The organism is Hydrogenophaga sp. GW101-3F08, from assembly GCF_059424585.1.
Map to the genome: position 1 here is coordinate 40755 of NZ_JBWKZP010000013.1, position 19858 is coordinate 60612.

The 19858-nt window shown below is 69.3% G+C and carries 18 protein-coding genes; 9 read left to right on the forward strand and 9 right to left on the reverse strand.

The window, feature by feature from the left end; genetic code table 11:
* The first annotated feature begins 243 nt into the window (after positions 1-243).
* The 9 genes from AC07YZ_RS23630 (at position 244) to AC07YZ_RS23670 (ending at position 11028) form a co-directional block, all read left to right on the forward strand.
* Positions 244-768 carry a hypothetical protein gene (locus AC07YZ_RS23630; protein WP_494796560.1) on the forward strand — a complete coding sequence of 175 codons (525 nt, stop codon included), beginning with the start codon at positions 244-246 and terminating at the stop codon, positions 766-768.
* 18 nt (positions 769-786) lie between these two features.
* Complete coding sequence (locus AC07YZ_RS23635; RefSeq protein WP_226491032.1) at positions 787-1464, forward strand: hypothetical protein; 678 nt, start codon at positions 787-789, stop codon at positions 1462-1464.
* 856 nt (positions 1465-2320) lie between these two features.
* Positions 2321-2719 (forward strand): hypothetical protein, encoded by a 399-nt coding sequence (locus AC07YZ_RS23640; protein WP_494796561.1) that lies wholly within the window; start codon positions 2321-2323, stop codon positions 2717-2719.
* A complete protein-coding gene (locus tag AC07YZ_RS23645; protein WP_494796562.1) occupies positions 2647-4026 on the forward strand; it encodes an autotransporter outer membrane beta-barrel domain-containing protein in 1380 nt (459 codons plus the stop codon). Before AC07YZ_RS23640 ends, AC07YZ_RS23645 begins: the two co-directional genes overlap by 73 nt.
* A 61-nt stretch (positions 4027-4087) precedes the next feature.
* On the forward strand, positions 4088-4591 hold the full coding sequence (locus AC07YZ_RS23650) for an OmpA family protein (protein WP_494796563.1): 504 nt from the start codon (positions 4088-4090) through the stop codon (positions 4589-4591).
* Between the two features lie 89 nt (positions 4592-4680).
* Positions 4681-6366, forward strand: a complete 1686-nt coding sequence (locus tag AC07YZ_RS23655; protein ID WP_494796564.1) for a Mur ligase — start codon at positions 4681-4683, stop codon at positions 6364-6366.
* On the forward strand, positions 6363-8198 hold the full coding sequence (locus tag AC07YZ_RS23660) for a peptidase domain-containing ABC transporter (protein WP_226491036.1): 1836 nt from the start codon (positions 6363-6365) through the stop codon (positions 8196-8198). The genes AC07YZ_RS23655 and AC07YZ_RS23660 overlap by 4 nt, the downstream gene beginning before the upstream one ends.
* On the forward strand, positions 8195-9523 hold the full coding sequence (locus AC07YZ_RS23665; protein ID WP_494796565.1) for an HlyD family type I secretion periplasmic adaptor subunit: 1329 nt from the start codon (positions 8195-8197) through the stop codon (positions 9521-9523). Before AC07YZ_RS23660 ends, AC07YZ_RS23665 begins: the two co-directional genes overlap by 4 nt.
* A 2-nt stretch (positions 9524-9525) precedes the next feature.
* Positions 9526-11028 carry a TolC family protein gene (locus AC07YZ_RS23670; protein WP_494796566.1) on the forward strand — a complete coding sequence of 501 codons (1503 nt, stop codon included), beginning with the start codon at positions 9526-9528 and terminating at the stop codon, positions 11026-11028.
* Between the two features lie 114 nt (positions 11029-11142).
* Here the strand turns inward: AC07YZ_RS23670 and AC07YZ_RS23675 are convergent, their stop codons facing one another.
* The 9 genes from AC07YZ_RS23675 to AC07YZ_RS23715 form a co-directional block, all read right to left on the reverse strand.
* Positions 11143-12528: a sigma 54-interacting transcriptional regulator gene (locus AC07YZ_RS23675; RefSeq protein ID WP_226491039.1), complete on the reverse strand. Its 1386-nt coding sequence runs from the start codon at positions 12526-12528 to the stop codon at positions 11143-11145.
* Between the two features lie 127 nt (positions 12529-12655).
* A complete protein-coding gene (locus AC07YZ_RS23680) occupies positions 12656-14446 on the reverse strand; it encodes a pilus assembly protein TadG-related protein (protein ID WP_494796567.1) in 1791 nt (596 codons plus the stop codon).
* Complete coding sequence (locus AC07YZ_RS23685; RefSeq protein ID WP_494796568.1) at positions 14443-14922, reverse strand: TadE/TadG family type IV pilus assembly protein; 480 nt, start codon at positions 14920-14922, stop codon at positions 14443-14445. Before AC07YZ_RS23685 ends, AC07YZ_RS23680 begins: the two co-directional genes overlap by 4 nt.
* Before the next feature lie 71 nt (positions 14923-14993).
* The gene (locus AC07YZ_RS23690; protein WP_226491042.1) at positions 14994-15512 is read right to left on the reverse strand and encodes a TadE/TadG family type IV pilus assembly protein; all 519 of its coding nucleotides are present in this window, start codon (positions 15510-15512) and stop codon (positions 14994-14996) included.
* Positions 15513-15517: 5 nt separating this feature from the next.
* Complete coding sequence (locus AC07YZ_RS23695) at positions 15518-15826, reverse strand: DUF3613 domain-containing protein (protein WP_494796569.1); 309 nt, start codon at positions 15824-15826, stop codon at positions 15518-15520.
* Between the two features lie 34 nt (positions 15827-15860).
* Positions 15861-16643 (reverse strand): tetratricopeptide repeat protein, encoded by a 783-nt coding sequence (locus AC07YZ_RS23700; protein WP_494796570.1) that lies wholly within the window; start codon positions 16641-16643, stop codon positions 15861-15863.
* Positions 16640-17587 (reverse strand): type II secretion system F family protein, encoded by a 948-nt coding sequence (locus AC07YZ_RS23705; protein WP_494796571.1) that lies wholly within the window; start codon positions 17585-17587, stop codon positions 16640-16642. The genes AC07YZ_RS23700 and AC07YZ_RS23705 overlap by 4 nt, the downstream gene beginning before the upstream one ends.
* 6 nt (positions 17588-17593) lie before the next feature.
* The gene (locus tag AC07YZ_RS23710) at positions 17594-18535 is read right to left on the reverse strand and encodes a type II secretion system F family protein (protein WP_226491046.1); all 942 of its coding nucleotides are present in this window, start codon (positions 18533-18535) and stop codon (positions 17594-17596) included.
* Position 18536: 1 nt separating this feature from the next.
* On the reverse strand, positions 18537-19847 hold the full coding sequence (locus AC07YZ_RS23715; RefSeq protein ID WP_494796572.1) for a TadA family conjugal transfer-associated ATPase: 1311 nt from the start codon (positions 19845-19847) through the stop codon (positions 18537-18539).
* Positions 19848-19858 lie beyond the last annotated feature (11 nt).

Sequence of the window (19858 nt, forward strand, 5' to 3'; positions counted from 1 at the left end):
TCCCGGTGCCGTGGGCCGTGGCGTTACGTAACGGGGGCGCTCCCAGCCATTGAAAACCGGCCCCGGCCCGCTGCCTGCGGCCTTCGAACCGTGTGGGCCTGAAAACAAGGCGTTGAATTCAAACGGAATTTGCCCCGTTGGGGATGGCCGGCGATCGGTGGCACCCTATTTGCTTTGTTGTCACAAATTGTGTGCTTTGTGCAGGTCCGTGGCCGCCGACTGGCGTGAATGGAGAAACCGGAAATGAAAGAAAAAGACGTCGCGATGGGTTACGTGGTGATTTCCCGCGTATTGGCGCTGTTGACCGATCATCGCGCCCCTGAAGAAAACCGAGCCGAGGGCCTTCCGGGTGACATGCGTTGTCTGGAAGATGCCCAATTGGTCGAATTGTTTGGTTCTGTCATGGCGCGCGGATTCATCGGCATTCTGGATGTGTTCAGAAAAGCGCAGAGCTTGTCCAATGCGGGGGAATTCCCGGTGGCGGGATTGGTGCTGGATGCATCGTTGAGCGCCAATGCCATGGAGCAGATGGAAATATCGGGGGTGCTCAAGTCGCTGCTCTCTCGGAAATACGCGGTGGTGCTGCTGGGGGCTGGCGGTGCGCGAATCGATTTGCACGAATTGAGCGAATGTTGCACCAATTACGATTTCGTCCACATGTACATGAGCGACATCTTTTCCAGCGCCAAACCCGCCGAGCGGCGCCCCAGCGAGGCGCGCAGCAGCTGGGTCGAGCGGGCCTGGGCGCAGTCGGCCCAGCTCGCCTGAGCAGGCCCGGTTTGAACCATGCGGCAGGACTTGCCCGGGGCGATCGTCTTTTCGGATGAGCTGAAAAACACCTATCCCGCCGAAGACGTCAAGGGCCTCATCCGCTCGGGAAGCCTGCGCAAACTGGCCCGGGGCGCCTTCACCACAGAGCGCCAAAAACCGCTGGACGTGATCGTGCGGGAGAACTGGTGGCGGCTCGCGGAGCGATGGTTCCCGGGTGGCCTGGTCGTGCGGCGCTCGGCCGTGCCCGGGGTCATCGAACGCGAAAAGGTGGTGTACCTGACGTTTGGCCGCATGCATGGCACCACCCAGATCCACGGATTCCGATTCACCGTTTCACCGGGGCGGCCGGCGGTCAAAGGCGTGAAAAACATGGTTTGTGACCACCGGCTGGGCAAGCTGTTTGTGTCATCGCGCGTGCGGGCCATGTTGGAAAACCTGGAATTCGACATTGACCAACCCGAAAGCATTCTCGGGTATGGCTGGGTGGAAGACGAATTGCGCCGGCTGTACCGGCACCAGGGATATGCCGGGCTGGTGGCGCTGTGCATGGATGCGGGTGCATTGGCCAGCCATTTCGGCATGGAGAAACCACGGGATGAATTGGCCATCTGCGTGGAAAGGGTATTGGCGCTGTCGGGGAATGGGCGGGGTCCGTTGCCGAATGTTGCGGGGATGCGCGGGGCCGTTACGTAACGCGGAGTCCGCCGCTGACGTAACGCGGCCAGGGCCTGGGCCCATTGACCCGGGCAGTGGGGTGCCGGGACGTGAGATTTTCCCGGAAATGCCCTGGAAATGCGGCATTTTTGCCGATTTTCGGGAGCTGACGGGGCTTTGATGGGGCATTCAAGCCGCTGGCATGCAAGTTGCGATTTACACCCCGTTGAGCGATTGTTTCGGCGTGTTCGTTCAATGGATCGGGGAAATGCCCCGGCGCTTGAATGGCCCTGCAATGGCTTTCGCATGGCCTGGATTCGATGGAATTCATGACGTGCGATGGCCCTGGAACGGCAATCGATGGGTGGCGTACTTTTAACTGGAGAGGGTGTTATGGCGACTGAAACTGTATTGAACCAAGGGGTGGCCGGTGCTGCGGCGAACACGGCGTCTGCTTCGGCGGCGGAGCTGGGCGTCTTGTCCAACGCATCACCGGGGGTGGTGGTGGTCCGCGAGGGGCAGCGCATGGCCGTGCAGGACAGCGTGGCCCTGAAGGTGGGCGACCAGGTGCTGGTGCCCCAGGGGGGCCAGGCCGCCGTGACATTCCCGGGATCGGCAGCCAACCAGGCGCCCTTGCAGGGGACGCTCGTGGGCGGGACGGACGCCACCATTGGCGTCGCGTCGCTGCCCAACGGGACGCAGCAGGCGGTGATCGATCTCGCGGCGGGCGACTTCGTGCCCAGCGGGCAAGGTGCCGAGGAAGCGGCCGTGCTGATGGTCAAGAAAGCCGCCCCGTCCTTGTTGGGCGGCGGCCTGGCCCTGGGTGAGTTTGCACTGGGCGCTCTCGGCGTCGGGGCCGTCGCCGCGATGCTCAATGACGATGGCGATGACTCGGATGCCGATGCTGATGCTGATGCTGATGCTGATGCCGATGCCGATGCTGACGCTGACGCTGACGCTGACGCTGACGCTGACGCTGACGCTGATGCAGATGCAGATGCAGATGCAGATGCAGATGCAGATGCAGACGCTGACGCTGACGCTGATGCCGACGCTGACGCTGACGCTGACGCTGACGCTGACGCTGACGCTGACGCGGATGCAGATGCAGATGCAGACGCAGATGCAGACGCTGACGCTGACGCGGATGCCGACTCCGATTCGGACGCGGATGGCGGCGACAAGCTGTTCGATCCGGGCAGCGACCTGGCCGACGGGACGGTGGATTCGCTTGACAGGACCCTGGTGCTCGAAGGGGTGCTGGAACCGGTGGCGTCCACGGTGGGCGATCTGACCGACACCGTCAGCGATGCCCTGGCGCCGCTGGTGGGCGACGAATTCACCGAGGACGATCCGAATGGCCTGGACCCGGCCGACGATTTCGTGGATCAGGTGGCCGACACCGGTGAAAACCTGCTGGAGCCGGTCGTGGACGGCCTGCTGGGCGACGGGACGACCGACATGCTGCTGGGCTCGACGGTGGGGCAGGTGGACTACCTCACGGACGCGGTCGGCAACCTGGTGGACGATGGCACGCTGGTCGGCGATGCGCTGGACGGTCTCGGCCTGGGCGGCCTCACCGACGGTTTGCTGGACGAAGATGGTGTGGTCGATGGCCTGCTGGGCGCCACGGTGGGCGACGAGGGCCTGGTGGGTGGCCTGCTGGCCGACGAAGGTCTGGTGGGTGAGCTGCTGACCGACGACGGTCTGCTCGGGGGCTTGCTGGATGTGCAGGAGCCCACCACCGGCGACGCGCTGCTCGATCCGTCCGAAGGGCTGCTGGGTGGGGCGGTGGACGACACCGGCGCCCTGGGCCTGGGCGACACGCTGGAGCCGGTGGTGGACATCGTCGGCAACGTGACCGACACCACCAGCGGCCTGCTGGCCCCGGTGCTGGGCACCGACTTCCAGGCGGACGACCCCAACGCGCTGGACGGTGTGGACGGCCTGGTCGGCACCGTGACGGACCCGGCGGGCGATCTGCTGGCGCCCGTGGTCGATGGCCTGCTGGGCGACGGCGCGCTGGACGGCACGCTGGGCGCCGTGGAAACGCAGGTGGACTACGTGACCGACGGCGTCGTCAACGTGCTAGAGGGCGATCTGCTCGGCGGGGACCTGCTCGGTGGTCTGACCGAAGGCGATCTGCTGGGTGGCTTGACCGAAGGCGACCTGCTCGGTGGCGTGGTCGGTGAAGACGGCCTGCTCGGGGGGCTGACCGAAGGCGACCTGCTGGGTGGTTTGACCGAAGGCGACTTGCTCGGCGGTGTGGTCGGTGAGGACGGCCTGCTCGGTGGTCTGACCGAAGGTGATCTGCTGGGTGGCTTGACCGAAGGCGACCTGCTCGGTGGCGTGGTCGGTGAAGACGGCCTGCTCGGTGGTCTGACCGAAGGCGATCTGCTGGGTGGCGTGACCGAAGGTGACTTGCTCGGTGGCGTGGTCGGTGAGGACGGCCTGCTGGGTGGTCTGACCGAGGGCGATCTGCTGGGCAGCGTGACCGACGGCGATCTGCTCGGCAGCACCCTGGAGCCGGTGACCAGCATGGCGCCGCTCGACGGGGCGCTCACGCCGGTGGTGGACCTGACCCAGGGTCTGCCGGTTTGATCCGCTCCATCTCCACAACGGGCCTTCCTGGCGGCGACGCCGGGAAGGCGGGAGGAAACACATGAAGACGCAGCTTTTTCTCTGGACCTGTATGGCCGCTTTCGCCAGCGGCTGCGCGACCCAGCCCCAGGAGGGCGCCAAGCAGCAGGTGTATTACCAGGCCTACAAGCGGCAGGACGCCGCCGTGGTCCGGCGGGTGGAGCCCGCGCCGGTGGCGAGCGTGCTGGGGCCGATGGGCGTGTCCGGCACGGTCTATTTCGGCTTCGACCAGTCGACCCTGCAGCCGCAGTACCTGCGCATCGTGGAACAACACGGCGAGTACCTGCGCCAGAACGCCGGGCGCAAGGTGCAGCTCGACGGTCACACCGACGAGCGCGGGGGCACGGAATACAACATCGGGCTCGGCCAGCGCCGCGCCGAGACGGTCCGGCAGGCCCTGATGCGCATGGGCGTGGCCGACACCCAGCTGGAGGCGGTGAGCTTCGGCAAGGAAAAGCCGGCCTCCACGCTGCAGACCGAAGAAGGCCACCAGCTCAACCGGCGGGTGGAGTTCAGCTACCGATGAGCCGGGCCGGTGCGGGCCCGCCCGCACCGCTGCCTTCCCCCTCCAACCCTCACACCCGTACGGCCATGACCCTCCAGGACCAGTTGAGCATGTGCCGGCAGCTCCTGCCGGCCGGGAACACGTCGGTGGGCCCCTGGCCCGCGCAGACCCTGTTCTTCTCCGTCAGCGACCGGGCTTCGCGGGCCCGGGTGTTCCACGTCAGCGCCGCCAGCCTCGACGCGGCCTGGCAGCAGGGTGTGGACTGGGTGCAGGCCTGGAGCGCGGCGACCCAGCGCAGCGAGCCCCTGTGGATGCGGGTGGACGTGGTCACCTCGGTGCGGGCGATGGCCTGGAGCGGGTTCAAGGAACAGCTCCAGCAGGTCAAGCGCAACTACCTGCGCTACGGGCTCGCGCTCGACGAAGGCTTTCGCCACGCCTTCACCGAGCAGGAGATCAACGCCAACGCCATGATGTACGGCGGGGCCGGCATCGCGCACGCCGAGGTCAACATGGGCCACCTCAAGCGCTACGGCCGGGCCCGGTTTGGCGAAGACTTCACGCCGGTCCTGCTGCCCTCGTCGCCGGTCTACCTGCTGACCACCGCCGGGGTGTTCTGCGACGAACACGGCCGCGCGCATGCCATCAGTGGCCAGGGGCCGGACGCCGGCCGGCGCGACCTGGCCGAGCTCGACGCGGCCACCGTGCGTGGCCTGGTGCGCTCGGGCGCCGGGTACCTGGCGCGCCAGGTGCAGGAAGACGGGCGTTTCATCTACGGCCGCTTTCCCTGCTTCGACCGCCGCATCGACACCTACAACGCCCTGCGCCACGCCAGCTCCACCTACGCCATGATCGAGTCGTGGGAGCTGATCGAGGGCGACGAACTGAAGGCCGCAATCGAGCGCGCCCTGGTGTACCTGGTAGAGCGCCTGATCCGCACCTGCCAGCTGCCCGACGGCCGGCGCGCCGCCTTCCTCGTGGACGAGGTGGGCCAGGAGATCAAGCTCGGCGGCAACGCAATGGCGATTCTGGCGCTGGTCAAGTACAGCGAGGTCATGGGCACCAGCGCCTGCGCCGACCTGCTGGAGCGGCTCGGCACCGGCATCGAGCTGATGCAGGACCCCCGCAGCGGCGCCTTCACACACGTGCTCCATGCGCGCAGCCTGAAAGTCAAGGAGCCGTTCCGGATCATCTATTACGAAGGCGAGGCCGCGTTCGCCCTGTGCCGGCTCCACGGCTTCAGCGGCGACCCGCGCTGGCTGGCCATGGTCGAGAAGGCGTTCGATCATTTCATCGCGTCGCAGCACTGGCAGCACCACGACCACTGGCTGAGCTACGGCGTCAACGAGCTGACCCGCTACCGCCCCGAGGAAAAGTACTTCCGCTTCGGCCTGCAGAACATCGAAGGCCACATCGGCTTCGTGCGCCACCGCCGGACCACCTTCCCCACCCTGCTGGAGCTGATGATGGCCTCCAGCCAGATGCTGCGCCGCCTGCAGGACAGCCCCGAGCTGGGCCACCTGCTGGCCGACGTGGACCAGGAAAGCTTCCGCGAGGCGCTGGTGCACCGGGCCCGCCACATGCTCAACGGGCATTTCTGGCCCGAGATGGCGATGTACTTCAAGCAGCCCGACAGCATCGTGGGCTCGTTCTTCATCCGCCACCACTCGTTCCGCGTCCGCATCGACGACGTGGAGCACTACCTGTCGGGCTACGTCGCCTACCACGCCTGGCTGATGCAGCAGCAGACCCAGGCGACGCTGGAGGCCAGCGCCGGCATTCCCGAAAGTTGCCCATGATCAAACTCCTGCTTCCGCGCCAGCTGGTGGCCCGGGTGCCTACCGACGGCACCGAGAGCCCCTTCGCGCACGGCCTCACCCAGGCCTTCGACGACGCCTACCCCCTGCTCAAGCGGGCCGCGCTGTGGTCGCTGCCGATCAGCCTGTTTGGCCTGCTGCCCTCGGTGTTCGTGCTCCAGGTCTACGACCGGGTGATCTCGCGCAGCGGCACGGCCACGCTGGTGGCCCTGGTGGCCGGCATCTTCGTGTTCCTGGGCATCGAGTTCTGGCTGCGCACGCGGCGCTCGCGCGACCTGCGCAACGCCGGCGCCACCATCGACCACCACGTCTCCGAGTCGCTGATGGGCTCCATGCTCAAACGGCCCCTGATGGCGCTGGAGGCGCGGCCCGCGTCGGCCTGGTTCATGCTGTTTCGCGACGTGGGCGCCGTGCGCGGCACGGTCACCGGCGGGCTGCTGGGCGCCATCTTCGATCTGCCCATGGCGCTGTTTGCCCTGATCGTGATCGGTGTGGTGGCCCTGCCGGTGCTGCCGATCGTGGTGCTGTTCCTGGCGGTCATGGCCTTCCTGGCCTGGTGGTGGGCCGACGAGGTGCGCGCTGGCCGGGTGGAGGAAACGCAGCGCGCGCGCGACGTGGACCGCGTGGTCTCCGAAATCTGCCGCGCCCGCGAAACCATCAAGACCCTGGGGCACGACGCGCCGGTGGTCCAGATGTGGCTGCAGGCCTACCGCAACTGGCTGGCCGAGAGCTTTCGCAAGAACGGCGAGCTGGAGACCGCGCGCGACAGCAGCACCGTGCTGCTCACGGTGTTCTCCGTGCTGGTGGTCACGGCCGGGGCCGTGGCCGTCACCCAGCAGCTGATGACGGTGGGCGGGCTGATGGCCGTCAACCTGCTGGCGATCAAGGCGCTCTCGCCGGTGGCGGGCATGGCCTCGGGCTGGCGCGGGCTGGCGCGCGCGGCCGAAGCGGCGCAGCGGCTGGAGAAGGTGCTGGCCGAGCCGGTGGAGCGCGCCGCCAGCGGCGTGGAGCTCACCAAGCCGCCCGGCCTGCTGCGCCTCACGGAGGTGAGCTTCCGCTTCCCCGACGCGCCGCGCCCGGTGTTTGAAAAGCTCAACCTGGAGATGGGCCCGGTGGGCCTGCACGTGATCGTGGGCAAGAACGGCGCCGGCAAATCGACCCTGGTGAAACTGCTGGGCGGGCTCTACAGCCCCAGCGAGGGCGCGATCCAGATCGGTGGCTACGACCTGGCCCAGTTCTCGCGCGAGGAGCTGGTGGGCTGGATCAGCTGCCTGTCGCAAGAGGTGTACTGGTTCGGTGGCGCGCTGATCGAGTCGCTGCGCCGGGCCGCGCCCGGCCAGACCGACGAGCAGATCGTCTCGGCCTGCCGGCTGTCGGGCGCGCACGAGTTCATCTCGCGCCTGCCCCAGGGCTACCGCACCGAGGTGGGCGAGGGCGGCATGGGCCTGTCGGTGGGCGAGCGGCGCAAGCTCGCGCTGGCCCAGCTGTTCCTGCGAAAACCCGCGGTGCTGATCCTGGACGAGCCCAGCAACGACCTGGACTACCAGAGCGAGACCCACCTGATGACCGCGCTGGGCGCCGTGGCCAAGCGCCGCAACGTGGTGGTCGTGACGCATTCGCTGCGCATGGTCTCCATCGCCACGCAGATCTATTACGTGGGCGGCGACGGCACGGTGCAGCAGGGCACCCCGGCCGAGATGGTGCCGCGGCTGTTCGGCGTGCAGCGCCCGGTGCCGGTGCCAGCGCCGGCCCGCGAGGCGGTGGCCGGCGGCGGTTCGGTGGTGCATCTCAAGGGCATGGGGGTGGGCACATGAAACACACCGACAACTCGCCGGACCTGCCCGATGTGCTGCGGCGCCGCCCGGGCGGCGGGGTGGCGGGGCAACCCGAGCGGCGCGGGGTCTACTGGGCGCTGTGGAGCGCGGTGGCCGTGCTGGCCGTGGTCGGCCTGGGCTACCCGGTCGAGACCGTGGTGGTCGCGCCCGGGCGGGTGATCCCGTCGGACCGCGTCAAGTCCGTGCAGCACCTCGAAGGTGGCATCGTCGCCGCCGTGCTGGTGAAGGACGGCGAGCGCGTGCGCGAGGGCCAGCCCCTGGTCGAGATCGATCTGGGCGGCAACGGCCTGAACCTGGAAGAGCTCTCGGCGCGCTTCGCTTCGAACCAGGCCGCGCGCATCCGCCTCAGGGCCGAAAGCCAGGACCAGCCCCTGCGGCGCGAGATGTTTCCCGCCGCGCTGGACGCGGCCGTGGTGCAGGGCGAGATGGGCGCCTTCGAGGCCCGCATGCAGGAGCAGCGCGGGCTGCTGGTGGGCGCGGGCTCGCAGCTGGAGCAGGCCCGCAGCAAGGAACTGGAACAGCAGGCCAAGGTGGTGGGCCTGCAGCAGCGGGTGCGGCTGTTCCAGAGCGAGGTCGAGATCTCGAACCAGCTGCTGCGGGAAAAGCTGGTGGGGCAGCTGGAGGTGCTGCAGAAACGCCGCGAGCACGAGGCCGCGCGCAGCGAGCTGCAGGTGGCCCAGCAGTCCCTGGTGTCGGCGCGCGCGGCCATCGCCGAGGCGCAGGCCAAGGTGGCCGAGGTCACGGGGCGGTTCCGCCGCCGCGCGTCGGAGGAACTGGCCGAGGTCGAGCGCGACATCGCCAGCCTCAACGAGAACCTGGCCCGGGCCCAGGCGCAGCGCCAGCGCACGGTGGTGCGCGCGCCCACCGAAGGCATCGTCAAGGGCTCGCGCAACCCGAGCCCGGGCTGGGTCATCAAGCCTGGTGAGCCCATCATGGAGATCGTGCCCGACGAGGACGTGATCATGATCGAGGCCAAGCTCAGCCCGAACGACCGCGGCTTCGTCTCGCCGGGCCAGACCGCCCAGGTGAAGGTCACGGCCTACGACTTCCTGCGCTACGGCACCATCGACGGCACGGTGACCCTGGTCGCGGCCGACGCCGACCGCGATGCCACCGCGCCCAACGCGCCGCCCTACTACCGCCTGCTGCTCAGCACCAGCCAGTCCTTCATCGGCTTTCCCCAGAACCGCGTGACCCCGGGCATGGAGGCCGAGATCGACCTCAAGGTCGGGCGCGATCCCTTCATCTGGTACCTGCTGCGCCCGGTGCTCAAGCTGCAGCGTGAAGCCTTCCGGGAGCCCTGACCATGACCCTCCACCGTGTCTGGCCCCTGGGCCTGCTGATGTGCTGCGGCCTGAGCGCCGCCGCCGAACCGGCGCCGCCGCTGACGCTGCGCTCCGCGCGCCAGGTCAACATGGAAGTGCTGGGCGTGAGCACCCAGCTCGGCCACCTGCGCAGCGGCCTGCTGCAGGCCATGCAGGCGCACCCCGAGGTGCTCTCGGCCAAGGCCGCGTCGGACAGCCGGTTGATCGAAGTGGAGGCGGCCCAGTACGCGCGCTACCCACGCTTCCAGCTCGGCACGGGCGCGGGTTCGTCGAGCGCGCAGGGGGACGGCGGGAGCGAGAGCTACCGCGTGGTGTCGGCCACGGCGCGCATGACCCTGCTCGACGGCGGCGTGATCAGCTCGCGGATCGACGCCACCCAGGCCAACAGCGTGGCCTTCGAGATGGCGATGAAGTCCACCTCGCAGAAGGTCGCGCTCGACGCCCTGACGGCCTACCTGCAGGTGCTGCGTTTCGAGAACAAGCGCACCGTGGCGCAAAGCGCCGTCGCCGCGCTCGACGAGCTCGCGCGCCTGGAGCAGCGCAAGGTGGACCTGGGCGCCGTGGGCGAGAACGACCTGCGCATGACACGCTCGCGGCGCGCGGCCTTCGCGGCCAAGCGGCAGGAGTTCGAGGTGCAGCTGGCCGACGCCACGGCGAAGTTCGAGAGCTATTTCGGCTTCGCGCCCCAGCCCTCGCGCCTGCCGGCGCTGGCGATACCGGCGCACTGGAAACCGGTGTCGCAGCAGGACCTGCTGGCGCGGGTGGAGGCGCAGAGCACCGAGCTGGCCGAGGCGCGCAGCCGCATCGAGCACGCCCAGGCGCTGGTGCGCCAGCAGGAGGCCGCGCGTTTCCCCGCGGTCGAGGTCGTGGTGGCCAAGACCCGCGACCCGCGCGGCGTGGTCTACAGCGATTCGACGCGCACCGGGCTGGAGTTCAACTGGAATTTCGGCAATGGCTTCGACCTGCAGCTCAAGGTGAAGACCGCGCTGGCCGAGCTGGCGAACCAGGAGGCCAAGCTGGAGGCGGTGAGGCTCAACCTGGTGCAGCTGAGCAACACCGCCTGGGGCCAGGCGCAGGCGGGTGAACAGAAGGTGTCGGAGCTGGCCGGGGCGGTGCGCGAGGCGGCCCTGCTGGTGCAGGGGCGCCGGCGCATGCTGGAGGTCGGCCGCGAGACCCTGCTCCAGGTGCTGGACGCGCAGGTCGAACACGATCTGCAGCTGCTCGACTTCGTGGACGCCGTGGCCGACCTACGCACCAACGAGCTGCGGCTGGCCCGGGTGAGTGGCCGCCTGGCGCTGGACGCGGCCAGCGACGCCGGCTGGGTCGGCCAGCTGTTCGCCCAGGGCGGCGCGTCGGGGCTGCTGTGGCTGGCGCAGGGCCTGTGCCCGGTGACGGCGGGCTGCCCGGTGCCCGAGGCACCGCAGGGCGGTGTGGCCGTGGCGGCGCTGCGGCTGCAGCTGGACCGCGAGCTCGCTGCGCGATGAAACACCCCCGCCGCGCTGCGCGCGACCCCCTCAAGGGGGCGACACTGGCCGTCCGGCAAAGCCGGCCCGGCGGTGTCCCCGGTTGGGCCGTTTCGTGTACCGCGGGCAGGGGCGCTACGCCATGTCGGGGATGTCGGGAATGCCGGGCTCGCCGTCGATGATCTGGTACTTGCGCATCTTTTCCCACAGCACCTTGCGGCTGATGCCCAGGTGCTGGGCCGTGTCCTGGCGCCGCCACTCGTGTTCCTGCAGCGCCTCGATGATGCGGTTGCGCTCGTCGCCGTTCCAGCGGCGCCGGTCGGGTCGGTCGGCGCCGTTGCCCAGCGCCACCAGGTCGCGCGAATGGCCCATGGCGCGCTGGATCAGAGCCTGGTCCCAGCGGTGCACCTGGCGCACCACCACGCCCACCCGCTCGGCGAGGTTGCGCAGCTGGCGCACGTTGCCCGGGTACTCCATGCTGGCCACGGTCTCCACCAGCCAGTAGGGAACCTCGGGGTCCACGTCGTCCACCCCGTCGATCACCGAGAGCAGGATGCTCTTGAAGATGGCGATCTTGTCGATCTCGCCGCGCTGCTCCAGGTTGGGCACGTGCAGCTCGATCACCGCCAGCCGGTAGAACAGGTCGGAGCGGAACTCGCCCAGGCGCACCAGCTCGCGCAGGTCGCGGTTGGTGGCCGCGACGAGGCGGAAGTCCAGCTGGATCGACGCGGTCGAGCCGATGCGCGTGACCGCGTTGTCTTCCAGCACCCGCAGCAGCTTGACCTGCTGGTAGCGCGGCAGATCGCCGATCTCGTCCAGAAACAGCGTGCCGCCGGTGGCCTGCTCGAAGTAGCCCTTGTGGGCCGCCACGGCGCCGGTGAACGAGCCCTTGGCGTGGCCGAAGAACAGCGACTCGAACAACCCGTCGGGGATGGCGCCGCAGTTCACCGCCACGAACGGGCCCTTGGAATAGTCCTGGTGGCCGATGTGCAGCTGCTGCGCGATGCGCTCCTTGCCCACGCCGGTCTCGCCGCGGATGAGCACGTTGTGGTCGCAGTTGGCGAAGGTCTGGGTTTCCTCCAGCAGCGCGCGCATGCACTCGGAGTTGGCGATCAGGGCCTCGGGCTTGTCGGGCGAAGAGCCGTGCGCCTGCAGCTGGCGGACCACCTTGGTGACCATGGTGCGCAGCTCGGCGCAGGTGAAGTCGTAGGGCAGCACGTGCAGGTATTCGGCGGGGTAGGTGTGGGTGTCGCGGTCGCGCGTGGCCGCGCCCACCCACACCACCGGGATGCCGCGCAACACGTCCGAGGCCATGGTCAGCAGGCCGCTTTCGATGGCCGTGACGCTGATCACGGCCACCGTCAAGCGGCGGCGCAGCCGCTCCTCGGGAATCGGCTGGCCGTCGGCGCGCACGATCTCCACGTCGAAGGTGGACATGCACTGGGCCACGCGGTCGTGGATGTCGACCTTGCCCTCCCAGACATAAATCTCAAGATCGTCAAGGCTCAAAAGCTCTTTCATGAGGCGGTTCCTCTCCCACCGGAAAGTCCCCGCCGCCGGGCTTGGGCGTGGGGGGCTGTGAAAACAGGGGCGCGACAGGCGATGTGTTGCATGGATGGGGGTTTCTTCAAGGGCTTCAACAGGGTCTTCAATAGACCAGTCTGGCTTTGCCGCAGCTCACCGAGAGCACTTCGACGTCGGTTTCACCCAGGTTCAGGCCCAGGACGTCGAGCAGGCTCTGCACGATGGCGTCCAGGATGGGGTCGAGCGTGGCGAGCACGTCGCCGAGGCCTTCGCCCAGCAGGGCGTCGGTGATGCTGGAGACGGTCTGGCTCACGCCCACGGAGGTTGCGCTCACCGTGGTCCGGTGGGTGCCATCGAGCGGGTCCGACGGTTCGTTGAGCGGTCCGGTGTTGACGGGCGCCTGCGAAGACAGCAGCGGCAGGCCCACGCGGGCCGGGGGGATGAGCGGGACGCCCAGAATGCTGAGCACCGACAGGATCTGGTGGTCCCGCACGCCGTCGGGGGCATCGGGAACCCCATTGCCGCCGTCGGCGACGCAGCGGTTGTTCGCGGAGAAAAAATGGTCGTTGTTGCTGTCGCTCACGCTGGTCATGTCCTGGAAGCGGCCGATGCACAGCGCCACCGGCGCCGAGCTCACGGCGATGGAGGCGTTCTGGCGCTCGGACTGGCAGTCGACGGCGGTCAGCGTGCCCGTGGACTGCACCAGCTCCAGGATCAGCGGCAGGTCCAGGCCGGTGCCGAGCAGGCCCAGCAGGCCGCCGACCAGCGGGATTTCGTCGGTCTGGGCGCGCAGGTAGAGGCGGATCTGGGCCGTGTGGGCCACCGTGCCGATCCCCCCGATGCCCACGGCCGGCGGCTCCACGACGCTGGCCCGGGCCGCCACCCCCAGCGTCGGGATGCTCAGGTCGGGCAGGTCCACCAGGTGTTCGCCGTTGGCCACGGTCAGCGCGGTGCCCACCAGGCTCAGCAGGTCCACCTCGGCGTCGAGCGCGGAAGTGCCGCTGTTGTCCAGCCCGAGCAGCACGCCCGGGGTGTCGCCGTTGCCGAAGAGCGGGATCTGCGTGTTGAGCGCGTCGGCGCTGAGGTGGGCGATCAGGTGCGTGAGCAGCGCCACCTGGGCGTCGGCCGCGCTGCCCTGGGCCTGCAGCGCGGTGACGCTGGCGTTGAGCAGCGTGCCCAGGCTGAGGTTCTGGATGTCGGCCAGCGCGTTGAGCGTGCCCACGTCCAGATCGGTGGTCACCGGGATGCCCAGGGCTTCGAGCAGGCCGGCCGGTGTGATCAGGGCGTTGGCCAGCCCCTGGTAGCTCAGGATGTCGGTGTCGTCCAGATCGACCCCGAGCACCCCCAGGATGGACGGCAGCAGGCTGCCCGCCTCCAGCCGCAGCAGCCGCGAGCCCACGGTGAACGCCGCCACCGGCGGATCGATCGTGGTCACCGCCTCCACATAGATGCTGCGGTCCATGTCCAGGGGCAGCAGCGCGGGTGGCGTGGCGTTGAAGCTCACGCGCACGGCGTTGAAGTCCCCTGCGCTGAACGCCCTCTCGGCGGTGTAGGTCGGGTCCCAGTGCCCGCAGACAACGGTGGGCGTGTAGCCCTCCAGGTTGTGCGTGACGTGTTCCAGCGCCACGGCCTGGGCGGGCGCACAGTTGCTGGCCTGCACATGGGGCGCCGCGGCCAGGGCCGCGAGGTCGGCGGTCTTCTGCAGCTCGCGCTTCATGAAAAACAGATAGCCCAGATCCAGCCCGACCAGCAGGATGGCGGCGATGCCCAGCGTCATGGCCGCCTGCACCAGCACGGAGCCGCCCTGGCGACGCGCGAGGTGCTCCACCCGGGAACCCGGTGGAACCGGCTTCGCCGGGCCACATCGGGCTGCCCCCTTGAGGGGGTGGCGCGAAGCGCTGCGGGGGTGTGTCATCGCAACTCCAGCGCCACGGAGGCGCGCCCTTCGAGGGTGTCGGACATCCAGCCGCTGGTGTCGAGCAGAGGCAGGGAGGGCAGCACCCGGTTTTCGCTGTAGGGGTAGCTCACCACCACGTCGGCCCGAGAGGCCGGCTGCCCCGGTTCGCCGATCAGTTGCAGCTGCACCTCCACCACATCGTCGAGCCAGGCCTGGCGCAGCGCGGGGGTGCTGCTCTGCGCCGGGGGCGCGATCAACGACTGCGCCAGCGACTCCAGCACCACGCTGCGGACCCGGGGCAGGCCCACCGGCTCCAGCGGCGAAGGCATGCCCGCGGCGCGCGCGCCGTCTTCGGCCGCGCGCGACACCGCCTGCTGCGTGTAGAGCACGGCGCCAAAAGTGGCCAGGCCGTACAGGAAGAGCAAGAGCAGCAGCGCGATCAGGGCGAATTCGATGGCCGCCACGCCGCGGCACCGCGAGCGCGTCGAATGCATGCGGTTACGCGGGCGCGCCGAATGCCGGCGGTTACGCGAGCGCATCGGGCGCGGGTGGGCGGGCTGCGCCATCACAAGGCCCTCCCGTCGAGCAGCATGCTGGCCTGCCCCACCAGCGTCTCGGGCATGAAGATGCCGAACCCGGGCAGGGCGGGCGCCACCGGGTGGGTGCCGTAGGGGTAGGTCACCGTCACGGTCATCTGGCAGCCGCTGGTGATGTGCACGCCGCAGTCCAGTGCCGTCAGCCCGTCTTCGGTGCAGGCGCCGCCTTCGAGCCGGCACACGCTGGCACTGACCTGCGGGGCTTCGGGCAGCCAGGTCACGAGGCTGGTGGCCAGGGCCTTCGCGGCGCTGATGCGGGCCGGCAACTGGCTGCCGCCCGAGGCCTGGTGGCGCAGGCCGGCGCGCGCGCCTTCTTCGGCCGCGTTCTGCAGGCCCAGGCGCAGGCTGAAGACGATGCCGTAGCTCAGCAGCGCGTAGAGCAGCGCGAAAAACACCGGGAAGACCACGGCGAACTCCACCGCGTACGCGCCGCCCTGGCGCGGGCGGGAGCCGCGGGGCCGGTGCGGTGGGGGGGCGCCAGCGGCCATGCGCCTTATTCCTTGGCCGAGCCGGTGGCGGCGTCGCCCAGGCGGGAGCCGAACCACGGCGGCACTTCGGTCTGGAAGCTCTTGAGGTAGCGCTGGTGGCTGAGCTCGGCCACGCTGCCCTCGATGGGGCGTGGCACGGTGGAGGCGTCGCTGCCCTCGCGCTGGCGCTGCAGCAGGCTGCGCGTGGCGTCGCCCACGGCCAACCGGCTGGGCGTCTCGCCCGGGGCGGGCGCGGTCGGGGTCGCGGCGGTCTGCGCCCACAGGGGCGTGCTGGCGAGCAGCAGGGTCAGGAGCAGGGGGCGGTGGGTGTTCATGCGGAGGGCCCTTCGTGGGGTGGTCATGGGACGGTCACTGGGGCTGGTTGGCCCGGGCTTCGGCCAGGCTGGCCTGGCTCAGGCGCTGCGCGCTTTTCAGCACCAGGCTGGACGGGGGCGCGGGCTGCGCGGCGCCGGGGCGCAGCACCAGCGCCAGCTGCTCGATGGCCTGGCGCGTGGCGGGGCTGAGCGCGCGCTGCGCCATCAGCCGCCGCGCGTGCTCCGGCTGGCCGGTGCTCAGGTGGTACAGGGCCAGGTTGCTCGCCACCCGGGGGTGGCTGGGCAGCAGCTCCGAGGCTTGCATGAGCGGCAGCCGGGCTTCTTCGAAGCGTTGCGCCAGCAGGTAGGCGTAACCGAGGTCGTTGAGCACCAGGCCGTCGGTGGGCAGCAGCTGGCGCGCTTTCTCCAGCATCTGGACGGCCCGGGGAAAGTCTTCCTGGGCGCCGGCGATCAGCCCCAGGCCCCGGTAGGCGGTGCCGCGCACCGGGGTGTCGAGCAACTGCTCGTACAGGCGGCGGCTCGCGCTCCACTGCGCGGTGTGGCGCAGCGCCTCGGCCTTGAGGACCTGCGAGTCGGGCGAGGTGCCCCACCTCTGCTCCAGCGCGTCGATGTGCGCCAGCGAGGCGAACCACAGGTCGTTGCCCTGCATCTGCCGCACCAGGCTCAGGTAGGTGGGCCGGTTGTCGAGCGTGGGCCCGGGGCCGGTGGGCGAGGCCGTGGTCGCGCCGTCGGCGTCCGGGGCTGTGGTGCGCGCGGCGCAGGCGCCCAGCAGCAGGGCCGCGCACAGGGCGAGGGTCAGAGACAGTCGTGGATTCATTTCACCATGCTCCCGAGAGACCGGATCACCGCGAGGAAGCCCGGCCCGGCCACGATGATCAACAGGGCGGGCAACAGCGTGGTCACCATGACCACGGTCATCTTCACCGTGATGACGCCCACCCGGGTCTTCATCTCGGCCTTGCGGTGCACCCGCAGCCGTTCGCTGAACTGGCGGATCGGCTCCTGGATGGCGCCGCCGTGTCGGTCCACCTGGATCAGCAGCGAGATCAGGTCGGTGAGGTGCTGGTTCTGGTGCAGATCGGCCATGCGCTGGAACGCGTGTTCGCGCGTGCGGCCCTGGTTGTACTGGCGGTTGGCCGCCGCCACGTCGTTGCCCAGGATGGGGATCACGGCCGTGAAGTCCTTGGCGATGATCTGCAGGCTCTGGTCCAGGCTCAGGCCCACGCTCTGGAGCAGGCCGAGCAGGTCCACGAACAGCGGCAGCTCGTGCGAGACCCGGATGCGGCGGCGCGCGGCCAGGCGCTGCAGCAGCCATTTGGGCAGCATGAAACCCACCACGAAGGCCGTGGCCAGCAGCAGGAAACCCTTGCGCGTGAGGTCGGGCCCGTGCACGAACAGCGCGTCCACCAGCAGGGGCAGGCCGACCGCCAGCGCGGCGCGCGTCAACAGCAGGGTGAGCTGGGCCCGCACCGAGGGGAAGCCGCACTGGCTGATCATCCGGCGGTCTTCGTCGGCCACCAGCAGGCGGCCCAGCCGGGTGTCGAGCCAGTGCGCCGGCAGCTGCTCGTCGCGGTTGGGCGCCGCCAGGCCCGGGGCGTCGCTCTCGCGGGGCAGGCCGGCACCGCTGCGGTCCAGCGCGTTCTGGATCACCTGGGCGCCGCGCCGCTGCAGCCGCTGGCGGCGCAGCAGCAGCGCGGCCATGAGCACCAGGGCCAGGCTCAGCGAGGCCAGGGACAGCAGCAGGAGGGTGTGGGCCGTCATGGGGGGTCACTCCAGCCGGGACAGGCGGTAGAGCAGGTAGACGCCCAGCGCCTGCAGGCCGGCCGCGCCCAGCACCAGCTGGCGCCCGGTGCCGTCGTCCCAGAGGCGGGCGAAATACGCGCCGTTGATGGTGATGATGGCCGCGCCCACCACCAGGGGCAGCAGGCCCAGCACCCAGGCCGACATGCGGGTCTCGGCCGACATGGCCACCAGCTCGTGCTCCATTTCCTCGCGGTCGCGCATGAAGTGCGCGACCCGCTCCAGCAGCACGTCCGAGCGGCCGCCGTAGCGCACCCCCAGGCCCATGATGGACGCGAGCAGCTGCATCTCTTCGAAGCGCACCTTGTTCGCGACCTGCTGCAGCGCCTGGTCGATGTCCAGCCCGGCGCGCACCAGGCTCAGGGCGTTGTCCATCTGCTGGCGCAGCGGGTTCTGCACGCCGGGGATCGCCATCTGGAAGGCGGCCTGGGTCGAGTTGCCGACCACGATCAGGCGGGCAATGATGTCCAGGAAGCCGGGCAGCTGGCGGATCAGTTCGGTGCGGATCTTCTGCACCCGGGTCCAGAGGTAGAACGCACCCAGCGCGAGCAGCAGCGCCAGCAGGCCGGCCGCGGCCATCCAGCCGGAGCGCGCGCCCACGACCACCACGGCCGCCACGATCAGCAGCCCGCCGGTCAGCAACTGTCGGGAGGAGAGCGCGCCCAGCAGCCACTCGGGCATGGGGAAGAGCTCGCGCTGGCGCGCCACCGGGGTGGGCTCTTCCAGAGGGGGCGGCGCGCCAAAGCGCAGCTCGGAGGCCAGGGCCGCGCCCTCCAGCGCCATCTTCTTCGCCAGGGTCTGGTTGGCCACCCGGCGCCGCCGCTGGCGCGCGGCCATGTCCCACAGGAGCAGCAGCGCGCCACCCAGGGCCAGGGTCAGGCTGAACAGCAACACCCAGGGGCCGGACATGTCAGCTCTCTTTGTGTTGCTGGCGCTGCAGCACCTGCCGCAGGCGGACGATCTTGGGCGAGTGCGGGCTGATGCCCAGCGAGATCCAGCGGTCGCGCTCGTCCCCATCGGGCAGGGGCTGCGGCTCGTAGCGGAACAGCTCCTGCATGGCGACCACGTTGTCGTTCAGGCCGGTGATCTCGCTGATCGAGATGATGCGGCGCCCGCCGTTGGGCAGGCGCCCGATCTGGATGATGAAGTCGATGGCGTTGGCGATCTGGCGCCGCAGGCTGACCTCGCTGCCCTGGTAGCCGGCGAAGCCCGCCAGCATCTCCAGCCGGTACAGGCACTCGCGCGGCGAGCTGGCGTGGATGGTGCCCATGGAGCCGTCGTGCCCGGTGTTCATGGCCTGCAGCATCTCGATCACCTCGCCGCCGCGCACCTCTCCGACGATGATGCGGTCCGGGCGCATGCGCAGGCTGTTGCGCAGCAGGTCGCGGATGGCCACGTGGCCGGCCCCGTCGTAGCTGCCGGGGCGGCTTTCCATGCGGACCACGTGCGGGTGGTTCAGGGCCAGCTCGGCCGTGTCTTCGATGGTGACCACGCGCTCGCTCTCGGGGACGAAGCTCGCCAGCGCGTTGAGCAGGGCGGTCTTGCCCGAGCTCGTGCCGCCGCTGATCAGGATGTTGCAGCGCGCGCGCACCGCCATCTCCAGCAGTTGCGCCATGGCCAGGTCGAAGGTGCCCAGCTTGAGCAGGTCTTCGGGCGTGAGCGGGTCCTTGCGGAACTTGCGGATCGACACCACCGGGCCGTTGATCACCAGCGGCTCGATCACCACGTTGATGCGCCCGCCGTCGCTCAGCCGCGCATCGACCATGGGGTTGGACTCGTCCAGGCGCCGGCCGATGGGCGCGAGGATGCGCCGCACGATGCGCATCAGGTGCGCGTTGTCGGCGAAGTTGAGCACCGCCTTCTGCAGCACCCCGTGTTTGGAGATGTAGATCTGCTTGCTGCCGTTGATCAGGATGTCTTCCACCGCGGGGTCGTTGAGCATGTCCTCCAGCGGGCCGAAGCCGGCGAACTCCTTGGTCAGGGCCTCGGCCAGGAGCTGGGTCTCCTGGCTGTTGATCGGCACCCGGTGCAGCCGCACCAGGCTCTCGCATTCCAGCGCGACGAACTGCTGGATCGAGCTGCGCGACCAGCGGCCGAACTCGGCGCCGAGCTCCTCGATCCGGTTGAGCAGGTGTTCGTGGATGAAGGCCTTGATGGTCTGGAACTCCTGGGAGTTCTGGAAGGTCTGCCTGTCGTCGGAAAACTCAACGTCCAAAGTCATGGTGGTGCTTC